The sequence below is a fragment of the Paenibacillus xylanexedens genome, from assembly GCF_007680605.1.
GTDB lineage: Bacteria > Bacillota > Bacilli > Paenibacillales > Paenibacillaceae > Paenibacillus > Paenibacillus xylanexedens_B.
In genome coordinates this window covers 83516-104349 of sequence record NZ_VEIO01000001.1, presented here as the reverse complement: position 1 = coordinate 104349, position 20834 = coordinate 83516, and the positions used below count along the sequence as shown (strand labels likewise).

The 20834-nt window shown below is 46.3% G+C and carries 19 protein-coding genes; 1 reads left to right on the top strand and 18 read right to left on the bottom strand.

Features of this window, described 5'->3' with window-relative positions:
• Positions 1-7: 7 nt before the first annotated feature.
• The 8 genes from FS818_RS00540 to FS818_RS00505 form a co-directional block, all read right to left on the bottom strand.
• On the bottom strand, positions 8-943 hold the full coding sequence (locus FS818_RS00540) for a carbohydrate ABC transporter permease (RefSeq protein ID WP_145328647.1): 936 nt from the start codon (positions 941-943) through the stop codon (positions 8-10).
• 70 nt (positions 944-1013) lie between these two features.
• On the bottom strand, positions 1014-2315 hold the full coding sequence (locus FS818_RS00535; protein ID WP_145328645.1) for an ABC transporter substrate-binding protein: 1302 nt from the start codon (positions 2313-2315) through the stop codon (positions 1014-1016).
• Between the two features lie 550 nt (positions 2316-2865).
• Positions 2866-3990, bottom strand: coding sequence for a GntR family transcriptional regulator (locus FS818_RS00530; protein ID WP_145328643.1), 1125 nt, complete (start codon positions 3988-3990; stop codon positions 2866-2868).
• Positions 3991-4468: 478 nt separating this feature from the next.
• Complete coding sequence (locus FS818_RS00525; protein WP_145328641.1) at positions 4469-8080, bottom strand: S-layer homology domain-containing protein; 3612 nt, start codon at positions 8078-8080, stop codon at positions 4469-4471.
• 304 nt (positions 8081-8384) lie between these two features.
• The gene (locus tag FS818_RS00520; RefSeq protein WP_145328639.1) at positions 8385-10112 is read right to left on the bottom strand and encodes a helix-turn-helix domain-containing protein; all 1728 of its coding nucleotides are present in this window, start codon (positions 10110-10112) and stop codon (positions 8385-8387) included.
• 45 nt (positions 10113-10157) lie between these two features.
• A complete protein-coding gene (locus FS818_RS00515; RefSeq protein WP_145328637.1) occupies positions 10158-10934 on the bottom strand; it encodes a (2Fe-2S)-binding protein in 777 nt (258 codons plus the stop codon).
• 1 nt (position 10935) lies between these two features.
• The gene (locus tag FS818_RS00510; RefSeq protein WP_145328635.1) at positions 10936-11976 is read right to left on the bottom strand and encodes an ABC transporter substrate-binding protein; all 1041 of its coding nucleotides are present in this window, start codon (positions 11974-11976) and stop codon (positions 10936-10938) included.
• Positions 11977-12127: 151 nt separating this feature from the next.
• Positions 12128-12421, bottom strand: coding sequence for a hypothetical protein (locus FS818_RS00505; RefSeq protein WP_145328633.1), 294 nt, complete (start codon positions 12419-12421; stop codon positions 12128-12130).
• Positions 12422-12592: 171 nt separating this feature from the next.
• On the opposite strand from FS818_RS00505, the gene FS818_RS00500 reads away from it, so the two are divergent.
• On the top strand, positions 12593-12964 hold the full coding sequence (locus FS818_RS00500) for a hypothetical protein (RefSeq protein ID WP_145328631.1): 372 nt from the start codon (positions 12593-12595) through the stop codon (positions 12962-12964).
• 142 nt (positions 12965-13106) lie between these two features.
• On the opposite strand, the gene FS818_RS00495 is transcribed toward FS818_RS00500, so the two are convergent.
• The 10 genes from FS818_RS00495 to FS818_RS00450 all read right to left on the bottom strand — a co-directional run bounded on the left by FS818_RS00495 (position 13107) and on the right by FS818_RS00450 (position 20695).
• Positions 13107-13601: a DinB family protein gene (locus FS818_RS00495; RefSeq protein WP_145328629.1), complete on the bottom strand. Its 495-nt coding sequence runs from the start codon at positions 13599-13601 to the stop codon at positions 13107-13109.
• A gap of 61 nt (positions 13602-13662) precedes the next feature.
• On the bottom strand, positions 13663-14673 hold the full coding sequence (locus FS818_RS00490) for an LLM class flavin-dependent oxidoreductase (protein WP_145328627.1): 1011 nt from the start codon (positions 14671-14673) through the stop codon (positions 13663-13665).
• A gap of 48 nt (positions 14674-14721) precedes the next feature.
• Entirely contained in the window at positions 14722-15474 is a 753-nt protein-coding gene (locus tag FS818_RS00485; RefSeq protein ID WP_145328625.1) for an amino acid ABC transporter ATP-binding protein, read from the bottom strand.
• A complete protein-coding gene (locus tag FS818_RS00480; RefSeq protein WP_145328623.1) occupies positions 15471-16181 on the bottom strand; it encodes an amino acid ABC transporter permease in 711 nt (236 codons plus the stop codon). Before FS818_RS00480 ends, FS818_RS00485 begins: the two co-directional genes overlap by 4 nt.
• Positions 16178-16873: an amino acid ABC transporter permease gene (locus FS818_RS00475; RefSeq protein ID WP_145328621.1), complete on the bottom strand. Its 696-nt coding sequence runs from the start codon at positions 16871-16873 to the stop codon at positions 16178-16180. The genes FS818_RS00480 and FS818_RS00475 overlap by 4 nt, the downstream gene beginning before the upstream one ends.
• Positions 16874-16900: 27 nt before the next feature.
• Positions 16901-17728, bottom strand: a complete 828-nt coding sequence (locus FS818_RS00470; RefSeq protein WP_145328619.1) for a transporter substrate-binding domain-containing protein — start codon at positions 17726-17728, stop codon at positions 16901-16903.
• Positions 17729-18284: 556 nt separating this feature from the next.
• Positions 18285-18866, bottom strand: coding sequence for a chloramphenicol phosphotransferase CPT family protein (locus tag FS818_RS00465; protein ID WP_145328617.1), 582 nt, complete (start codon positions 18864-18866; stop codon positions 18285-18287).
• Positions 18867-18899: 33 nt separating this feature from the next.
• The gene (locus FS818_RS00460; RefSeq protein ID WP_145328615.1) at positions 18900-19586 is read right to left on the bottom strand and encodes a hypothetical protein; all 687 of its coding nucleotides are present in this window, start codon (positions 19584-19586) and stop codon (positions 18900-18902) included.
• A complete protein-coding gene (locus tag FS818_RS00455; protein WP_145328613.1) occupies positions 19583-20116 on the bottom strand; it encodes a hypothetical protein in 534 nt (177 codons plus the stop codon). Before FS818_RS00455 ends, FS818_RS00460 begins: the two co-directional genes overlap by 4 nt.
• Before the next feature lie 12 nt (positions 20117-20128).
• The gene (locus FS818_RS00450) at positions 20129-20695 is read right to left on the bottom strand and encodes a histidine phosphatase family protein (protein ID WP_145328611.1); all 567 of its coding nucleotides are present in this window, start codon (positions 20693-20695) and stop codon (positions 20129-20131) included.
• Between the last annotated feature and the right edge of the window lie 139 nt (positions 20696-20834).

Sequence of the window (20834 nt, the reverse complement as noted above, 5' to 3'; positions counted from 1 at the left end):
CCCCTCTTCATTTCCCTTGATAATGAACCCAGCGTTTAGACGTAATAAAAATAATTCCGGTTAATGCCATAACGATAATAAATAAGATCCAGGCCATGGCGGAGGCATAACCCATTTTGAAATACCTGAATCCGTTCTCATATAAATACATGACGTAAAAAGTCATGGAATTCGCAGGAGTTCCTTGCCCTTTGGTCAACGTATAGGGAAGAGTAAACTGTTGAAATGCACCGATCATTCCCATGACAAGGTTGTAGAAAATAACGGGAGTGAGCAAAGGCAGGGTTACCTTTCTCGTTTTCTGAAACCAGTTAGCTCCATCGATTTGTGCCGCTTCATAATACTCATCAGGGATGTCTCCTAGTCCAGCAAGGTAGATCACGACCGCTTGTCCAATACCCCAGAGCGACATCAGAATGAGCGAAGGCTTGGACCACGACTCACCACCAAGCCAGGAAGGCCCATCAATACCGATATGCGCCAGCATCCCGTTAACCAATCCGAAGTTTGGATGTAACAGCCACATCCACAGAACAGCCAAAGCCACTTGCGGCACGAGCGTAGGTAAGAAAAAGATCGTTCTGAATACAGCCATACCTTTGACCTTCATATTCAACATCATAGCGAGTGCCACACCGAAGAATATACTTAATGGAACAAAAAATACGGTAAAATAAATCGTGTTGTATATGGATTTCCAAAACAGAGGATCCTGGAAAAGATCTCGATAATTATTCATTCCGACAAATTCACCAGGCTGCAGAATGCTGTAAGTCGTGAAGCTGAAGTAGATGGACATGAGCATCGGAATTGCATAAAAGCACAGCAGCCCTATAGCCCAAGGTGAAGCAAACAGCCACCCAATCACGTTAGTTCTGTGAAGTGCCCGTTTCCTTGCCGATGGAATTGCGCTTACTTGAACGGAATCGGCTAGTTTCGCCATGTGCATTCTCCTTCCAATTGTCATTCATGAATAGGCAAGGAGAAGATTCGCTCCCTGCCTACCGAGCACCCTATTTGTCGTATTTTTCTAAAGCCTTATTAACCGTCTCTGTTACTTGATCCAGGTTCTCTTTCGGAGTACCGTTGCCGCGGGTTGCCTTTTCCGTAGCGGAAGCTAATTCATTCCATAGAAGCTGTCCTTCAGGAATAACCGGGCGGTTGTGTGAATTGGGCAAAATAGTAATAAATTCCTTCATGATCGGATCGTCCTTGTAACCGTATTTGTCGTTAACCGAATCGATAACGGAAATTTGAGAGTCGGCGTTTAATAACGTTTGCCCCTCTTCTTTCCCTAAGAATTCGAGGAATTTCCAAGCAGCAGCGACGTTCTTGGCCCCTTTAGGAATAATAGCGGAGCCGCCTCCTGACCATGTCGTAAAATCCGCTCCCGTTGGAGTCGGTATCGGTGCAACGCCGTAATTTAGATCCGGCTTAAATTTTTCGATCCCCTTCACCGTAAAGTTTCCACTGATCTTCATGCTGACTTGACCGGAAATGAAGGGATCCATTTCCTCCGTGCCAGCTGCGCTAGTAAATCCGGCAATATCCTCGACATTGTATTTTTGGCCGAAGTCGGTCATCCATTGCAGCGCTTCAACGACTTTAGGATCATTTGCAGTAATTTTGCCGGTGGCAGTGTCCTGGAATTCTCCTCCAAATGCCCATCCCCAAGTATACAGCCAGCCTTGCGAATACCATGGGATGAACCCGATCCGTTTGAAACGTTTACCTTCCTTGATGGTTAACTTATCGGCGGCCGCTTCAAGCTCGGCGATCGTTTGTGGTGGTTTGTTGGGATCCAGCCCTACTTCTTTGAAATGATCCTTATTGTAAAATAGCAGGCGAGAATCCGTATCCATCGGCATTGCATAAAGCTTTCCTTGATAACTGGATTCCTCCCAAGCAAATGGATAATACATTTCCTTACGAATTCCGGATTCTGCTGCCATCGAGGATAAGTCAGTCAGCGAACCTTGGGCAGCCCAAGTACCGACCTTAAATCGGTCGAAAAGTGCAACATCGGGCGGATTGCCGCCTGCGACCGCAGTCAGCAGCTTCTGATCGGATCCCTCGCTGGATTCCGTATAAACCAATTTCATTTTGATGGTAGGGTTTTTCTCCTCAAATGCCTTCACGACTTTATTCATATTATCTAGATCAATGGAGGTAAGACCATGCCACATCGTAACCGTTGTATTCCCCTCTCCAGCCGGATCGCCGGAGCCTGCCTTCGTTGAGCAAGCAGTTAGAAGTAGTAACATAGCCAGGAAGTAAGCAAGAATTGGAAATGCGATTTTTTTGGATCTCCTCATTCAAAGTCCCCCTTAAGTTAAATGAATTCGTTTAACTTGAATTCCTATAGAATCCACTTCCTTTTCTGAACAATCCATTATTTATGTAAGCGGTAACAACATTGGTGATATGAACGATTTAAAATCAGAAAATGATGAACGAAGTGAATTGGTTATAAGAATCCTACTAGTTACACTAGATATACTAAGTATATTAATATGACATTGCAAACTAAGTCAATTGCAATATTACGACATGATTATTCATGTCGTATGGCTTTAATTGATATGTAAATCGACGTTTCAAGGTTCATGAGTCTCCAGTCTCCCAACCCATTCCCTGATGTGAAACATGCTTTACCATAAGAAAAACGGCTACCGACATACTACACAGAAGACAGGCGACATTTAGAAGAAGTTTTTCCTGCGTTATCAGGTCCGGAAGGTCCCAGCTTTGAAGTTGTTCATATTTCTGATATCAAAAAAAAGTGCCGAAAAGCCCCTGGCGGGCTTTTCGACACATTGAAAAATATCCTTGATTTTGTTGAGTTGCACTGAGCTTGTATTAACCCTATGTGTTATTTTTCACGACCATACGATGTTCAATAATGTTCAGTTCGGGAACTGCTGCTCCATGCAGCTGAGAGATTAGCATATCCACTGCCAATTCACCCATCTGCTTCTCATCCTGCTTAATATGTGTGAAGATGGGCTGACCCAAGTAATCATTCAGAGAGTCGAAACAAACAATCTCGAATTCCTCCAGAGATTTCCCCATCGAGTGGATGACTTGAGCCAGCATGGTAGCTATTAGAAATTCCGACGCGACAAACGCCTTTACATCAGGGTGTTGTTTCAAAAAATGCTTTATTGTTTCCTTATCACTTTCAATCGCTGTTCCATTTATGTTCATAGGAAGGGTGCCCTTCAGGTTCGTCAATACATAATCTTTGTTCAAATTCATCCCTTCCTGGGTGAAGGCAAACGTATATCCGAGCAGCCTTTCCTCCAATGTTGAAGTGTTTTCTTCCGGCGGAGATAAAAAGGCAATTTTTTTATGTCCTTTGTTAATCAGATGACGTGTAAGATCCATGGCTGCTTTCTTATTGTCTGTGTATACCGAACAAACCGGAATCCCTTTAAGATATCTATCGGCCAAAACAATCGGAAACCGATCTAATACAAGCCGAAGCAGTTCCGAATTATAGTGTTGACCATGAATGGGAGTCACGATTAATCCCTTGATGCCTAAACCCATAAATAAGTCGATCGCACGTTTTTCCTCATCCCGATCCCCGCAAGTTCGCTTGATAATGAGTTGATAATTGTGCTCAGCACTTCGCTTTTCCATCGATCTAAGAAGCTGCAGGCCAAACTCGTCAGAAAAATTCGGTATAATAAAACCGATCAACCGCTTATCATCCTCAGGAACCAAGGTCGTTGTTACCTCTGCATAGTGCTTCGGTTCTTTTCCTCCAATTATACTATCGGCCACAAATGAACCTTTTCCTTGTATCCGTTTGATCACCCCGGAATCGGCCAATTTCTCCAGAGCCTTTTTAGATGTAATACGACTGACGCCAAATTGTTCAGCCAACTCTTTTTCAGAAGAGACTCGGTCTCCTTCTTTTAATCGACCTTCTTTGATCTCTTGTACAATATAGACATATATCTGCTCGTATAAATGCAATTCCACAAGACCACCCTGACATCATAATATTAATATACTAAGTATATTACACAAGAAGTCTTTCGCAAAGTTAATCAGATTACCGCCGAACTTCTGTGGGCAATCTGCCAGTAACCCACATTCTCATTCAACTGAATTGAGATAATCTCTCCGAACTTTCGTGATCACTTTATGAATTATCAGTTCAATGTAATATAATTGTTATTTTTTATAAAATTTACCTTTATCGATTTCGTATAGTGACATTTGTATGTAATGCATATACATCAAACAATCTCGATTTTAAATAATCTTTAGCATTGCATTACATAGCGTGAATAAGGCCCACTCCGTCCTATTCACGTTTTAGTTATTGGAGGCGACTATGCGACAAAAGATATCCCCCTTCACTGTAGCAGGTTTTATCTATACACTGCCTACCGAAAAGGGGGATACATTTTTGTTTTATATCTGCTCAGCTTAGAAGCTATGAGCTATTTCATGGTTAACCCAGCAATTGATCTATCGTTGGATTCTCTCTCAGCATACGCATGATCATCGTTAAGGCTTCCGCCCTCGTGAGATTGGCGTTCGGTTCAAACCGATTCGGGCTCTTGCCCTCAAGTAATCCCGCCTTTGCAGCCGCTTCAATGATCTCCTTCGCCCAATGCTTGGGTGCTACATCAACGAATGTTGCCGCATCGCCAGATGCACTATTCTGAAAAATCAGGATTTTCGAAATCATAGCAACCATCTCGGCCCGTGTAATCCTGTAATCAGCGTGGAACGTTCCATCAGAGTACCCTTTAATAACGCCATTAGAAGCAAGAACTTCTATAGAGTCTCTCGCCCACGAATTCTGAATATCCCGTAACTCAAACGTTTCGCTTCCTGAACGCAGAGCAAATGCTTTAACGAGAAGTGTGCTGAACTCTGCCCTTGTAATAGAAGCATCCGGTCTGAATCTGCCGTCTGGATACCCATTAATTATACCTATCTTGGCAGCGGACAAAATATCTTTGGAAGCCCAATGGGACGCTGCATCCTGGAACGTTATAGCGTTACCAGCCAATGCCTCTTGTATAAAAGCTACGAGCCGATCGGTTTCAACAAGAGCGTGAAAATGCTTGGTCTCCTGTACAGGAGGCGTTGAAGGGTCCGATTTAACCGGAGTGTTCGTATCGATTGGAGTGCTTGTATTGGTTGAACTGCTCGGGGAAGAACCTGACCCCGAAATTGGCGTACCGGTTACTGTTACGTTTATATCTACCGATTGGGTTCCATAGACAGCACTGACGACAGTAGTACCAGCTGTCTTACCTGTAACCATGCCACCGGTAACATTAGCAATTGACGGATTGCGAACGCTCCAGGTTACCGATGAGGTCACATCTCTTTGCGACTGATCTGAAAAAACAGCTGTAATCGCCACGGATGCAGTCTGCCCGCTCATTACGTTTAACGTATTCGGAGTAGCCTTTAAACTTCTTAATCCCTGCAAGGTCATGCTTTTTGTTCCAATGTTGCTCATTTGGTTACCATCGCTTACGGTAAAGCCGATCGTGCGCGTCGTCATATTCGTAGAAACTTGTGTGTTACTGTAAGTAACTGCTTGCAATGCGTTCTGCCACTGCGCCAACGTTGCGGTTCCACCTGCGGACGTTAATGTCAGCACGCCCATGAGAGCATCATAATTCGCCGTAATATTCCCCATGCTCGCTCCATCATTAATGTATGCCAATACGTCTTTTCCAGTATCGAAGTGGCTCGTAATGCTAACCGCTGCGCTAGTCAAGGTGGTATTATCCAGGTCGGATACCGTTACACCGCTATCAATAACTGTCGGCGTCGAAGCTCCAGAGATGTAATTCGTCGACCCGCCACTTGTGGTCACCCTTGGTGTCTGATTGGTAGCTGTGATCGTTACAGCTCTTGTTGCTGTATTGCTTGCATTGACGCTGGAGTTCACCGTGAAGCTAACTATACGTGTCGCCTCATTTGGCGTGATCGCCGTATCTGTATAAGTAATTGATCTCAAGGCGGCCTGCCACTGCGCCAACGTTGCAGTTCCGCCCGATGATGTCAGCGTCAGCACACCCGTAGATGCATTATAACTGGCTGTAATATTCCCCATGCTCAGCCCGTCATTGATGAAACCAAGCTCATCTTCTCCAACATGAAGATTACCTGTAATCGCCACTGTTGCGCTTGCAAGAGTAGTGCTGCTATCTGCTGTTACCGTTATGCCAGAGTCGATATCGACCGGAGTCGAGGGTGCATTATTCCCAGCCACAAATGAAGCCGAACCGCTGCTTGTAGTGAGAATCGGAGGCGCGATCACCGTCACTTCCACAGGATGTGTAGCAGCAGCGCTGGTCTTAGTTCCGTCGCTCACGATATAACTAATGTTGCGTTGCCCTGGCGTGGCGCTTGTGCTTGAGAACGAAATTCCCCTCAACGCTCTCTGCCACTGCGCCAACGTTGCGGTCCCGCCTGAGGATATCAGCGTTAGTGCGCCTGTTGAGCCATTATAACTCGCCGTAATATTTCCCATGCTCGCTCCATCATTGGTGTATGACAATACGTCTTTTTCCGCGTCGAAATTGCTCATAATACTAACTGATGCGCTAGCCAAGGTTGCATTATCAAGGTCTGATAACGTTAGAGCGCTGTCGATTACCACCGGAGTCGAAGCACCGGTAATGTAATTCGTCGACCCACCACTTGTGGCCACAATTGGAGTCTGGTTGGTTGCTGTGACCGTTACAGGTCTTGTCGCTGTATTGCTTGTGCTAACCCCATCTGTCACATTGAAGCTAACCGTACGGTCCACCGTACTCGGCGTGATCGCCGCACTAGTATAAGCAATTGATCTCAGGGCGTTCTGCCACTGCAACCCCGTTGCAGCAGAGCCTGCGGATGTCAATGTCAGCACGCCAGTAAAGGCATTATAACTAGCGACAATATTTCCCTTGTTCAACCCGTTATTAGTGAACAACAGAAGATCTTCTCCAACTTGAAGATTGCCTGTAATCGCCACTGTTGCGCTTGCAAGAGTCTTGCTGCTATCTATTGTTAACAATATGGCGGAGTCGATAACGACCGGAGTTGAGGTCGCATTATCCCCAGCCACGAATGGAGCCGAACCGCTGCTTGTAGTCAGGCTCAAGGGCGTGATTACCGTTACTTCCACTGTACGTGTAACAGCAACGCTGCTCTTCATTCCATCATTTACGGAATAACTAACGATACGCTGCCCTGGCGTAGCACTTGTACTTGAAAATGAAATACTTCTCAACGCACTCTGCCACTGGGCCAACGTTGCGGTTGCATTTGCCGATGTCAGTGTCAGCACACCAGTAGATGCATTATAACTCGCCGTAATATTCCCCATGGTCACCCCATCATTAGTGTATGCCAATACGTCTTTTCCCGCTTCGAAATTCATCATGATGCTAACCGTTGAGCTAGCCAAGGTGGTGTTGTCCAGATCGGATACCGTTAGACCGCTGTCGATCGCCACCGGAGTCGAAGCTCCGGAGATGTAATTCGTCGAACCACCACTCGTGGTCACGATTGGTGTCTGGTCGGTAGCTGTCACCATCAAAGTTCGTGTCACTGTACTGCTTGCATTGACGCCGTCACTTACCGTGATGCTAACCGTACGTGTTGCCGCATTTGGTGTGACCGCTGTATTTGTATAAGTAATTGATCTCAAAGCGGCTTGCCACTGGGCCAATGTTGCAGTTGCGCCAGCTGATGTCAACGTCAGCACACCAGTAGATGCATTATAACTCGCCGCAATATTCTCCATGATCTGCACGTTATTGTTAGTGAACATCAGCATATCTTCTCCAGCACGAAAATTACCTGTAATCGCCACTGTTGCGCTTACAAGCGTAGTGCTGCTATCCGCCGTTACCGTTATGGCGGAGTCAATAACAACCGGAGTTGAGGACGCATTATCCCCAGCAACGAACGAAGCAGAACCTCCAGTTAGAGTTAACACAGGACCCGTTGCTGCAAAGGTTATCGGTGTAATATAATTACCGAATCCCGCCTGAAAGGTTAATGCAATGGTGACCAGGACTAACATTTTTCGTAATAAACTCTTCATCGACTACTCTCCCTATCGTTTAGATTTAATCCTGAGAATCTCACTATTGCTGAAACATAAGCATTAATTAACACCGGAATTAGTTGAACCCCTTATAAAACCTTTACTACATAGACAAAATCCATTTTGCGGCATTATCGAAAAGAATTCCTGTGCTTTAAGAACTATCTTTAGAACTTTCGCCCTATTCCAACTCATTAAAACCAAAAAAACAGGTCACTTAATCTCTTTATGGAGAGAAAAGATGACCTGTCTATAGTCTTTAGAACAGCTATTTGAACCCTGATTAGGGTAAATAAATGCTTTACGTAAACCCCAACAACGCCTGCTCAACCTGATCCACAATCCCATTAATCCCCATCGGCCCATAACAACCAATCCAGGTCGCCGCATCCACCGAATGCAATCGCTGCTCCTCGCCCCCACCGAGCATTCCCAAAACCCGCTCCTCTGTCGCAGATATCCCATCCTGCATAAGTTCGTTACTCAGCAAAAAGTAGTGACTCGCCTGCACTGCGGGTAATCTCTCAACCGAGATGTGATAGGCTGTGTCGGAGGTGTCTGCGACAAACATTGGTACAGGCAGACCCAGATCACGGTACAGCACAGCACCTGTGCGATGAGCGGCGGAATGCACACGAACGAGAGAGTCCAGTGGACGGATCAGAGCCACACTTTTGCCTGCCAATACTGTAGCTAATTCCTCAGACAGCAAAGCCGTTCTTCGAAGATAATCCGCAATAATCTGCTTGGCTTCTGCTCGCTTGCCGGTTAGTTCACCGAACAGACTTAGTATCGTCTGCCAGTTTTCATTTCGTCTGAACATGAGTACTGGAGCCACCCCACTTAACCGTTCAAGATACTGCTCATGTACCTCGGTACAGATAATCAGATCCGGTGCAAGTCGTTCCACCGCAGGCAGATCAGGATATTCATATGTACCCAGTAATTCGGTGTGCTGGAGTTCTGCCCCAAGCGATTGGGGGAAGGATAACACGCTGCTTCCTAGTCCGACACTTCCTACCGGGGCCAAGCCCAGCGCAAGCAAATGATCGGCATACTGCACATCTAGAACAGCGATACGCTGCGGTGTTTCGGTGACGGTGTACTCCCCTTGCATATGACAGATAACTGGGCCTTGGGCAGATTCATAGGATGAAGCTGTGCGATTTTGCAGCAGAGCCTTCGCGTAGTCTGCATCGGTTCTCGAAGCAACGGCATGCCGATAATGCAGCGGGGGAACGCCGTAATACTTTTTAAACGCTCTGCTGAAATAATACATATCCCGATAGCCCAATTTGTCGGCAATTTCACCGATCGAAGCATCCGTATGACGCAGCATCCGTGAAGCACTTTCCATGCGCAGCTGAATGACGTACTCCATCGGTCCAAGCTGCTTTTCTTGTTTGAAGCGACGCTGTAGCTGTCTTACGCTACAACCCGCAAGGGCAGCCAGCTCTTTAAGCTCCAGGTTCTGACGATATTGTGACGCAATATAGGAAGCGACCACATCCACCATATCGGACTCCGCTCCCCCCTGACCACGTTCATATGCCATGATCAGCTCGTAGATCATTCCCTGGAGCAAAGCGTTCGCATAGAATCGTTCCAGCCCTTCGCCGCGGCGCCATTTGGCTACTATTTTTTCCACATTCTCGATCCATTCCGCGTGGGCTGCCGAGTTCTGCACAAATGATCTGCGCAGCGGGTGTTTGCGGTATGAAGGCATAACAATAGAGGCTCCCTCCATCGAAGAAGCCTTGTACATGATCACTATATAATGAATGTCCTCTGATCTGGCCGTCAGCGTGTAGGATGATCCCTTCACCGCATGACAGGCAAAAGAAGCTCCAATGTGGCAACCTTCGCCATCCATTGCAAGCTCCCCTTCGCCTCCGTATGCCAGCAGCAGCACATTAGAAGTTACATTGGTTTCGTGCAAAACGCTGCCTGTCTGCAAAGTACCACTATATCCGTCCAGCATCTTGATCGCTGTATCACTCCAACCACTTGTCTGTTCTTGCAGCGGCATTTCTCTCATCTCCTGACAATCGCATCGGTATAATCATTGCTGTTGTCATTGTAGTTGAGATTCTTTCTCATTGTCAATTTTCGGACATTTGAGGCAATATTCCCCTGACATCTGGTACCAGAAACAGCAGGTGAGCCGATCACTTTTGGCAACATGTACATTGTCCTTACAATCGGTGAAACGGGTCAATGGATTCTTCCTCTCACCAAACACTTGCCCGGACGCCACCTGCGTCAGATAGGAGAAGTCCTCTCGAATGGTCTTACGTTCCTGCTCCGTCTCACCTTCATCAGGAGCGAACAGTCGCCCGATCCGTACCATGATATTCTCCCAGAGAACGCTCATCGAAAGGGGCGCAATCGCAGCCAGTGTCTTTAACAGTGGTGTAAGCTGTACCGCAAACATCTCCTGGACCGCCTTTTCCCGCCATACGTGCCTGTCTCCCGTCAGTTCTTCAGCCTTAAGCCCATTCACCGCTAGAAAAGGAAAACGTGTACCGCCCTCATGTTCTTCGAGCTTCGGATGATAGAGAAAGCTGTTCTCCAGCTGAAAGGTTACATGCTGATGATGATATGTCATCGCAGTCACGAGCGGAGTCGTCCATAAATAGCCAATTCGCTTGGCTAACATGGAAGCGGCAACCTTCATGTCTGGTGCATCGATATAATGTTGAAACCAGCTGATATACTCTCGGCACGCCTCTTCGTCATGCAGCTCACTCAGCGCAATGCTACGGACACTATGTTGAGGCGGCTCGCCAAGCAAAATCGAATGATCCTCCACCGTCTCTTTCCATACGTCTGTTGAGAGATATCGGCTCATATTAGTTCGATCCCAGCAGGGCTTCCGACGCCTGATCTACAATCAGATTAATCGCAAGCGGTCCGTAGTATGCAATCCAAAGTGTGGAGTTTACATCATAAGTACGGTTATTTTTTACTGCATCTAGAGACTTCCATACCGGATTATTCACCATCGCCTCAGCTTCTGCGGCAAACAGCTCATCCGACAGTACAAAATAACGATCCGCTCCAATCTCAGGCACTTTCTCCATCGAGATTTCTACGGAAGTGTCATCCTTGATTCCCGCGACGAGTTCAGGCATTTTCAAGCCCAAATCATTATACAGAATACCACCTGTGCGGTGCTCGATGCCATGAACACGGATACCTTCTTTACGCGGACGAATCAATGCTACCGTCTCGTCACCCAGCTTCTCAGCCAGTTTGGTTTTCATTCCTGCCACTTTCTCTTCATAAGCTGTGCGCACTTTCTCTGCTTCGTCTTGCTTGTCCGTAATTTTAGCTATTGTAGCTAACGTATCCCGCCAGTCTTCGTAGAAATCGAGTACCAGGGTAGGTGCGATTTTGCTCACACTCTCATACTGCTTCTCTTGGAAGTCGGTCATGATAATCAGATCCGGGTCGAGTGCAACAATGGCTTCCAGGTTCGGCTCGTCCCGTGTACCCAGAACTTCTACGCCACTTGCCTGATCACCCAAGTATTCTGGAAAATCAGTGTTCCCTCCAGCGATAACACTACCTGCCGGCTTCTCGCCAACGGCTAACATTTGATCCAAAAACTTAACATCCAGCACGGCAACTTTCTTCGGTTTTTCGTTTAGAGTGATGTCACCCTTCATACCCTTGATTGTTACCGGAAAAGCGCCATCGGTCTTCGTCTCTGTACTTGCAGGTGTATCCGAAGGTGTTGCCTCAGATTGTTTACCGCTATCTGTACCTGTTCCGGCACCGCACGCCGTCAGGACAAGAATCAGGGCCAGCATCAAGCCCATGAGTAATCGTGATTTGTGAGCAGCATAGCCTTTGCTTCCGGCCGCTTGCCCCTGTGTTCCTTGTTTCATTTGTAAATCCCCCTTATGTATACTAGTGATAATGATTTTCATTATCGAAACATAAAGAGAGTATAAACGATCTGTGTATCGTGTTACCATGTACTTTTGCGACATTTCAGTCGGACTAATGCGACATCATGATTGATATTTCACCTATCCACTATGCACCTTTTAATTTCTTAGCAATATAAGCCTGTAGACGGTAAATGTCTGCAAGAAGCTCTTCTTCCTCCGGCGTATTGCCATACTCCCCCAGCCAGCGCGGTGTGCGGATATGCCAATCCTCTGTCAGGAATCGCTTTTCATCCCGATACTCTAAAATATGTCCCAGGAAACATTCCAGAGAGCCGAAGGATTGCTTTCCTTGACCGCTAATGATGGATTGTGCGTTCTCAATGATGGTATGTAACATTTGTTGAATATGCTTTTCTGGAGTCAACGCTTTAGATTCCATTCAGTGCCCTCCCCCTATCTCTATCTATCTTAAATTATTTAGTATATCATTCAAATAAAGCCAATGCTTCTAACTCCTAGTACAGTCACATCATCTGATCAAAAACCAAAGAATCGATGCCCCAATAATAACTGAGACATCGATTCATATCATCTAACTATGAGGTGAATCATGAGTATGCGACTAAATAGGAAGTATATCACTATAGTTTTCACCGTTGCCATTATTGCTTTTCCTATTGTCATTGGATCTTATATGTTGAACAAGGTTGTCGATCCGGAAGAGATTATGGTTACCAAGACTGAAGTTTCTCCTGAACTTATTACGATACAAGGTGGATTTGGAGACAGTATCAGCAAATATCACGGTTACAACATTACACATCATGATCATTCATTATCCATCCAGATCAAAGGCAGCAAACTTCCGATTAGAGGTCATAAGGACTTCAACATTTCATTCTCTAATACTTATGGGAATATTAATGAAATCTACTTATCAGGGCAGGACAACGCTAAAAGAAAGATTTGGCCCAATTCCTGACTTTCATCTGAACTCATATTCAACTCTTCCAGGTCACTTCTTATTCAATTCCAGATCCTTATCCATCATAGAATCATAGACATAACGGACTTAGACATACCGGATGCCTGCCTTCCCGTTGCTCTGACCACCGCATTTCCTATTACTGCACCTTCTTTTCGACCAACTCTTGTTTGATTCTGCGAATCTGGTTGAGATGGTTCTGCACATGAGCGACAAAACCCGGAATAATCGCGGTCAGAGATACCGTCTCGCCTTTGAAGTTAACGCCTGTTTTCTCCCATTCTTCCTCACTTAGCCGCTCCAGTAGTCCTGAATTGTACTGGACCAGACCATTAGCAATCGTAATCAGCTGAGAGATCTGCTCCTCATTTGCCTTTTGTCCGGCAACCCATGCATCCTGGTTAAAACCAGGCAGCGTCGCCGGTGATCCCGCTAATATTTCCCGAATGCGGAAGGATACGACGATACTGTGGTCCACCAGGTGTGCCAGCACTTCGGTAACACTCCAGGAGGATGGAGAAGACTTCCATCTCAACTGCTGCTCGGTCAGACCCGCAATCTCCTGCTCAATCTCTTCATAAGCGTGTACATATGCCGATATAATTGATTCTGTCTTCACTGTTGTGTTCCCCATGATCACCGCTCTCCGATCTATATAAGTTTAACTAAAATACGGATGATAGGATTTGCTGTGCTTACACCAGCTCCCCCGTAAATGCTTCTTTAAGCAATTGGAACGAACGTGTCCGTTGTTCAAAATTAGGAATAATCGTTGTAAACACAAAGCTGTTTACGCCATATTCCTCCGACAGCTCAAGCAGACGCTTCCGCACGGTTTCCTTGGTCCCGCGTGTGATGTCCGCTTCGCGCTCAACCGCCGTATACGTTTCTCCCGCTTGCCTTGCAAATTCCGCTGCCTGCTCCAACGTCTGCACATTCACGGTTTTGCCACTCGCCAGCGTTGCACGCACCGTTTTGTGCTGTCCCGCCAGCGCATTTGCCTCTTCTTCCGTGTCTGCAGCAATGACCGACAAGGCCAGAATGGCTTCAGGCTCTCCGCCATGTTCCGTGTTAAACTGCGTGCGGTACGTATCCAGTGCGATGCGTGCCGTTTCGGGATCACTGTTGATAAACAGCGCGAACGCATAAGGTAGCCCCTGCTTGGCTGCGAGTTCCGCGCTGGAAACACTCGTGCCCAGCATATAAATACGTGCCGGCTGTCCCGGCAACGGATGTGCTGTCAGCCCTGGCTGCGCATGGGTTTCACTTGCGGGGGCGTTCAGGAAGTTTCTCAGTTCTACCAGTTTGTCATCCAACGTTTCCGACTCGGCGATTCCCTTTTGTAGCGCCTTTGTGGAACGCGGCAAGCCGCCTGGAGCACGCCCGATCCCTATTTCGACGCGCCCCGGAGCCAGTGTCGCAAGCACATTGAAATTTTCCGCCACCTTATATGGGCTATAATGCTGGAGCATGACACCTCCGGAGCCAATCCGGATTTTTTGAGTCTGTGCGAGCAGATACGAAACGAGCACTTCTGGCGATGAACCGGCAACCCCTTCCGAGTCATGATGCTCCGCTACCCAAAACCGGTCATATCCAAGTGATTCTGCAAGCTTCGCCACTTCGACGGTATTTTTCAACGCCTCCGCGGCCGACTGGCCCGGAAATACAATGCTCTGATCCAAAATCCCTAATGTAAAGGACATCTCTCTTCCCCCTTAGATATTCTTTATCATGTTTCTGATCCCGTTTTCTTATATGGAGTACCCACTATCCGGCGTAATGCGCTTGAGAAACTGCTTCGTCCGCTCTTCCTTCGGATAGCGGAACAGCTGCTTCGGCTCTCCTTCTTCCACAATGACCCCGCCATCCATAAATACAACGTGATTCGCCACTTCCTGTGCAAAACCCATTTCGTGAGTCACGATGATCATCGTTATGCCTTCCTCGGCAATCTGGCGAATAACCGCCAGCACCTCACCTACAAGTTCCGGGTCCAGCGCGGAGGTCGGTTCGTCAAACAGAATCACCTCAGGGTTCATCGCCAGCGCCCGGGCGATCCCGACGCGTTGTTGCTGTCCGCCTGAAAGCTGACTGGGGTATGAATCAAGCTTGTTCCCGAGACCTACCTTTTCAAGCAGGGCGACACTCAGCGTCCGTGCTTCCTCTTTAGCCACTTTGCGAACAGCGACAAGTCCTTCCATTACATTTTGCAGCGCTGTTTTGTGGCGGAACAGATTGTATTGCTGGAATACCATCGCTGATTTTTGGCGTAAGGCATGGATGTCCTTTTTGGCGTGCTTGCCGTAATCCAAGGTAGAATCACCGAGTGTGATATGCCCGGAATCCGGTTTTTCCAAATAGTTAATGCAGCGCAGAAGCGTTGTTTTACCTGATCCACTGGGCCCCAGAATCGCAACGACCTCTCCGCGCGCCACATTCAGATTAATTCCTGACAGCACCTTGTTGTCTCCGAAGCTTTTGTGTATTTGCTTGAGTTCAATCATGACACGCCTCCCCGGTTGTACGATCTGAACCGCTTCTCTGCCACTGCGGTCAGTCTTTCAATCATGATGGTCAGCCCCCAGAAAATGAGAGCTGCCGCCACGTACGCCTCAAAAAATTTCCAGTTGGTTGATGCAACAATTTGTGCCTTGGCGTTAATCTCCACCACCGAGACCGCAAAGGCCAGTGTAGATCCATGCAACATGCCAATCAGCATGTTTGAAATGTTGGGTAGACTGGCTGCAAAAGCCTGCGGCAACACAATTCTGCGCAATGCCTTCGTCGCTGTCATACCCAGTGAATACGCCGCTTCGATCTGACCGCGATCCACCGCGAGCAAGCCGGATCTGACTATCTCTGACGCATAAGCACCCGCGGTAATCGAGAATGACAGGTAAGCAAAGCCGATCAATGGAATAGACGATGAATTGAACCCAAGTCCGAGTGACGAAGACACGCTGTCAATGATCATCGGCAAACCGAAATAGATCAGAAGCAGATGTGTAATCATCGGTGTACCGCGAATAAACGTAACGTAGGCAGTCGCTAGCTGGCTGAGTACAGGAATCCGAAACTGGCGGAGAAGTGCCACCGCTGTGCCGATGATAAAACCGAGAACCACCGAGACCACCGTGATGGCCAGTGTGATCGGAATGACACCGAGAAGCTGCACGAAAGCGGTCCATACAAAGGAAAGATCAAAGCTCATATCGGAGCAAACCCCCTCTTCTGCACTCTCCGCTCAAGCACACCGAACACCCGCTCCAGCACAAAACTCAAAACAAAATAAATGAGTGCCAGCGAGATATACGCTTCAATAAAATGACGAGAGATCGTTGCCAGTGTAGACGATTTGCCCGTCATCTCCATGACACCGACACTGAAGGCAAGGGATGTATCCTTCAGGCTGCCAATGACCATGTTGGCGAATATAGGCAATGCCGTCACATAAGCCTGCGGCAATACGATTCGGAAGAACGCTTGCGGGCCAGACATGCCCATGGCATAAGCAGCTTCTACCTGGCCCCGATCCACCGAAGCGACGGAAGCCCGAATCATCTCTACCATAAACGCTCCGCTATGAAGCGAGTAAGTCAGAATGACAAAGTAGATTGCAGGTGCACGGTTCGCATTAATACCGAACAAGCCCAAAATTTCCGGCACACCGTAATAGAACAAAAATAGCTGAATCAAGATCGGTGTACCGCGAAAAAAGGACACATACAGCTTAGACAGCTGTTTCAGCACCGGAATATTGTACATCTGCGGCAGTGCCGCGATGGAACCGATGATTAGACCAAACACCATTGCACTAACTACAATTAGAAGCGTAGTACTGATGGTGGGTAGGAGCTTTACAAAGTAGTCAATGACATAACTGAATTCAAATGGTGCACCCATCGCTGCGACCTGCCTTTCGTCTACGTGTTATTTGCTTTCTGATTGCGTAGCGTCAAAGCCAAGCCACTGCTCACTCAGTTTCTTCAACGTACCGTCTGCCTTGATTTCCTTGAGTGCTTCATCGATGCGGTCAGCGAGCTTTTGCTCGTCCGGATCATCCTTGCGGAACATAAACAGGGTGTCCGATTCACTAAGTGCAGGACCCACCAGTTTCAGCTCGCCACTCGGATCAATAAGTGGAAGCGTAAAATCCGCCGCTACAAATGCTGCAACCCGTCCAGCCTTGAGCTGTGCGATGGAATCGTTGGCCACACCGCTTGAATATACAATATCTAGTGCGTTGCCGTGTTCCTTGTTGTAGTTTTCAAGCAAGATGGCCTGGGCACTGGTTGCTGTCGTTAACACTTTTTTGCCTTTCAGATCATCAATGGAATGAATGGCATTATCATCTTTGAGAACCGCGATTTTGTTCTTCCAGTGGGAATACGCTTCTTTATTGAATAAATATTTCTGTTCGCGCTCCGGGTTTTTCTCCATCTGATGCGCAACCATATCAATCTTGTTCGTTTCGAGGCTGAGCAATAAGTTCGTGAACTCCATCGTCTGCAGATCAAACTCGTAATCATCCAGTCGTTTATCAATTTCTCTGACAAGTTCTACATCATATCCCGTCAGCTTGTTATTTTCGTCAATAAAAGCGACATTCGGAAATTGCGTGCCTGTTCCCACAATAATCTTGGTTGGTTCCTTCGCTCCATCAGCTCCCGATGCTGTCTTGGTGTCTCCCCCGGTACTGCATCCTGTGAGCGCCAATACGATTGCGGTTGTAAGTGTTAGAACAGACCATTTTTTCATGTTTTTCTCCCCCGTTATGTGTGCGATTATTTTAAACCACTAATTCTTACATGTTAACTAGGAATTAATTGATCTAAAAATAGCATTCCAACAGGAACATCGTCAACGGGTTTACTTATAGAACAATTCTATATATAAATAAAATATTCGATGGGTGCGATTACAACTCGCTTCGCCTTAACAGTACCGTCAGTGCCCACTTGCAATAATATAGACGATTTCTACACTAAATCTGATCCTTATCGTTATCTAGGGGTGATCTCGGAGATACAAGAAAAAAACCTAACGAAGAATCGTTAGGTTCAACATGTCTAACATCCTTATGAAACTATAACTAGCCGCCCTTTCCTTCACTTATCTTCTATATAAGTTCAACTAAAGATGTTTACGCGAAGTACTCCGACGACAGAATAACCTTCCCATCGCTGTTATCCCCGGATTTTTTTGATTCCCTTTTCTAAAGGGACAAATCCGATGATAAAGGCGACCGCTTCGCTTTTTCAGGTTTTTTCTGTCCTCTCCGTTTCTGTGTAAATAAATAGTTCAACTTATATAGTTATCTTCGAATTAACTTCTTAAATGCCGAGTACTCTTGCCCGGAATTCATATAACTTAATATCTTTTCCGCACACGCAGCTGAACTGAGTTCTTCCGTGTTCACTTCCAGATCATACTCATCGTAAGCGTATATGTAATCGAACTGGGAATGGGCTAGCCCGATCTCGCGATCCCCCCTGCTTTGCTCTCTTCTGGTAAGTTCTTCTTTGGAGCAATGAACACCAACAAACAGTATCGGATAATCGGCAAGCAAATCATAAAAATCATTGAAAAACTTGTCATCACTGATGACCGTATCCACAATTACATTCAGGCCCAGCTCCGAAAATAGTTTAATAGTTGAGAAGTACAATGAGCCAATCGGGCCAAATAGGATATCTGACATCACACCCGGCTCCACTTCTCTTGTTGGCTGCATATCCGGATATGTCGTATCGATGAACTGATCGTAATTTTGAAAAAATTGATCTACGGACAGATGATGCAACGGCATTTCCCCCTGCTTTTTCATTTCCAGCGCAATGCTTGTCTTGCCTGAACTGGACGTTCCGTTTAAAAAGATAATGAGTCCTCGTTCCATAGGGTTCACCCTTATCTATTAAATTGGTGTTGCTTATCTGAGTCCTTCTCCTCTTAATATATCCTTTGAAAATTGATCCACAGCGAACCAGGTAGACACATCGTCTTCTACATACTTCTTCCAAGCGATTACAACATGAATTTCACATATTTCATCCGATTCTATCTGTGACATGGGCACACTAATCCCTTTTCCAGAACTCAGGATGTACCCCTGTGCTTCAACATCCATACCTTCACCATAGGATTTCGGAATCCGATCCCCTTGGTTTCTCCTCATCATTAACAAGGTTCCGTCTTGTGTACCCATATGTAACCGATCGATTTGATTTTTATACTCAATCGCTTCGAGTCCTTCTCCTGTATCCGATCCACAGCTTGTCCAGTTATAACCCTCTTCCCACAAGGCTGTGAAGCTGCACTCATCAATCTGGTGATCATTCTTTGGTTTGATTCGGAATACAGCTCCCCAGCATTCCTCTACTGCCTGATCGCAAGCAAGTTCTACATCTACTCTACAAATCGCGAGTTCGCAGTCCCACAAGTCGTAGTAATACTTATACAACCATCCACCGCTGCTGAGCTTGGCGCAATCTGTTGCAAGATAGGATTGGTTTGAGACCGAAAGCGAGAATTCCACGGTGCCCAGAGGTGTACAAATAGACGGCATCGCAGGCATCCGCGGTACATCGTCGGTTTCTTTTCCATGAAAAAGCTTCATGCTTCTCTTTCCTTCCTGATATATTGTTTAAAATAATTCCTAAACACATCATAGATCTCTTCCATTTCCGTGATCTCGTTCCGAAACGTATCCCGAATCTCTTCACTTTTTTTGTGCTCAAGCTCCATATCGAACTCTTCAGCCTCATATTCATTTAATAATTCATAGAAATATTCGCATTCCACTTTCACTGCCTGGTAATGATCGGCATACTGTCCGGAACCGAGCAGAAAACTGGCCCAGGATATTTCTCTTCGATCGTACTTCATATACAAACAAGCGATGTAATGGTCGTGTAAGGAGTTCAGATATTCATCGACGAAAGGTTCGGAGTGAATATATCTGTTAACGATGCCAATCGCGTCACCTTGATATTTCACCGTTGCTAATTCAATGATCCAATATGGTGGCTTCTCGTATTCCAGAATAACGTCATCACAAAACGGGTGGAAGTGCTTGTACCAGATTAATTTGCTCTCAAGCATGATCCCCAGCTTACAAGCAAACTCTTTGGTAGGTTCAATTTTCATCGGAACCATCTCCTATTCTTCCCACAGTCTAGTCACTTTCTCTAACTTCATCCCGTCAAATTGTAATTGATAGATATCCGGTTTCTTGATCTGATTGATAAATTCCACACCGTACGTGGGATCAAAGGCATTTATCATTAACGTCATGACATGTCCGTGTGTGCCGATTGCTACTTTTTTCCCAGAATACTCTTCTAAAATCTGTTTCAAACCACTCACAGCTCTATGCTGGCACACCTTGTTAGACTCGCCTCCGGGCAATGCATACTCTGGATCAGCAAACATTCTTTCCGTAATCGCGCTAAAATCCTCATCTGCAACAGCCTCATCTGAAAAATGCCTTTCTCGCAAATCCTCCATGAGCTGCATACCTAGCCCCAAAGCCGTTGCCAGCCCCTCTAAAGTTAGAACAGCCCTGGCATACGGACTTGAGATGATGGTATGTATTCCTTCTTCCTTTAACATCTCGGTTACTTTGGCCGCATTCTCCCAGCCCTTCAAGGTAAGTCCTCTTGTTCTTTCCGTTCCTTCATTGTATGGCGACTCCGCATGCCTAACCATATAAATGATCGTTTTCATAGAAAAACTCCTTCGGTCTCATCTCTAAAATCCATTCATCTATCGGTTCATACTCCTATGTATAATTTACAAGAATTCTCATATATGTGATAGTAGAAGTGGAGAAAAGTAATATCTAAGAGAGGATAAGCTGATGTTT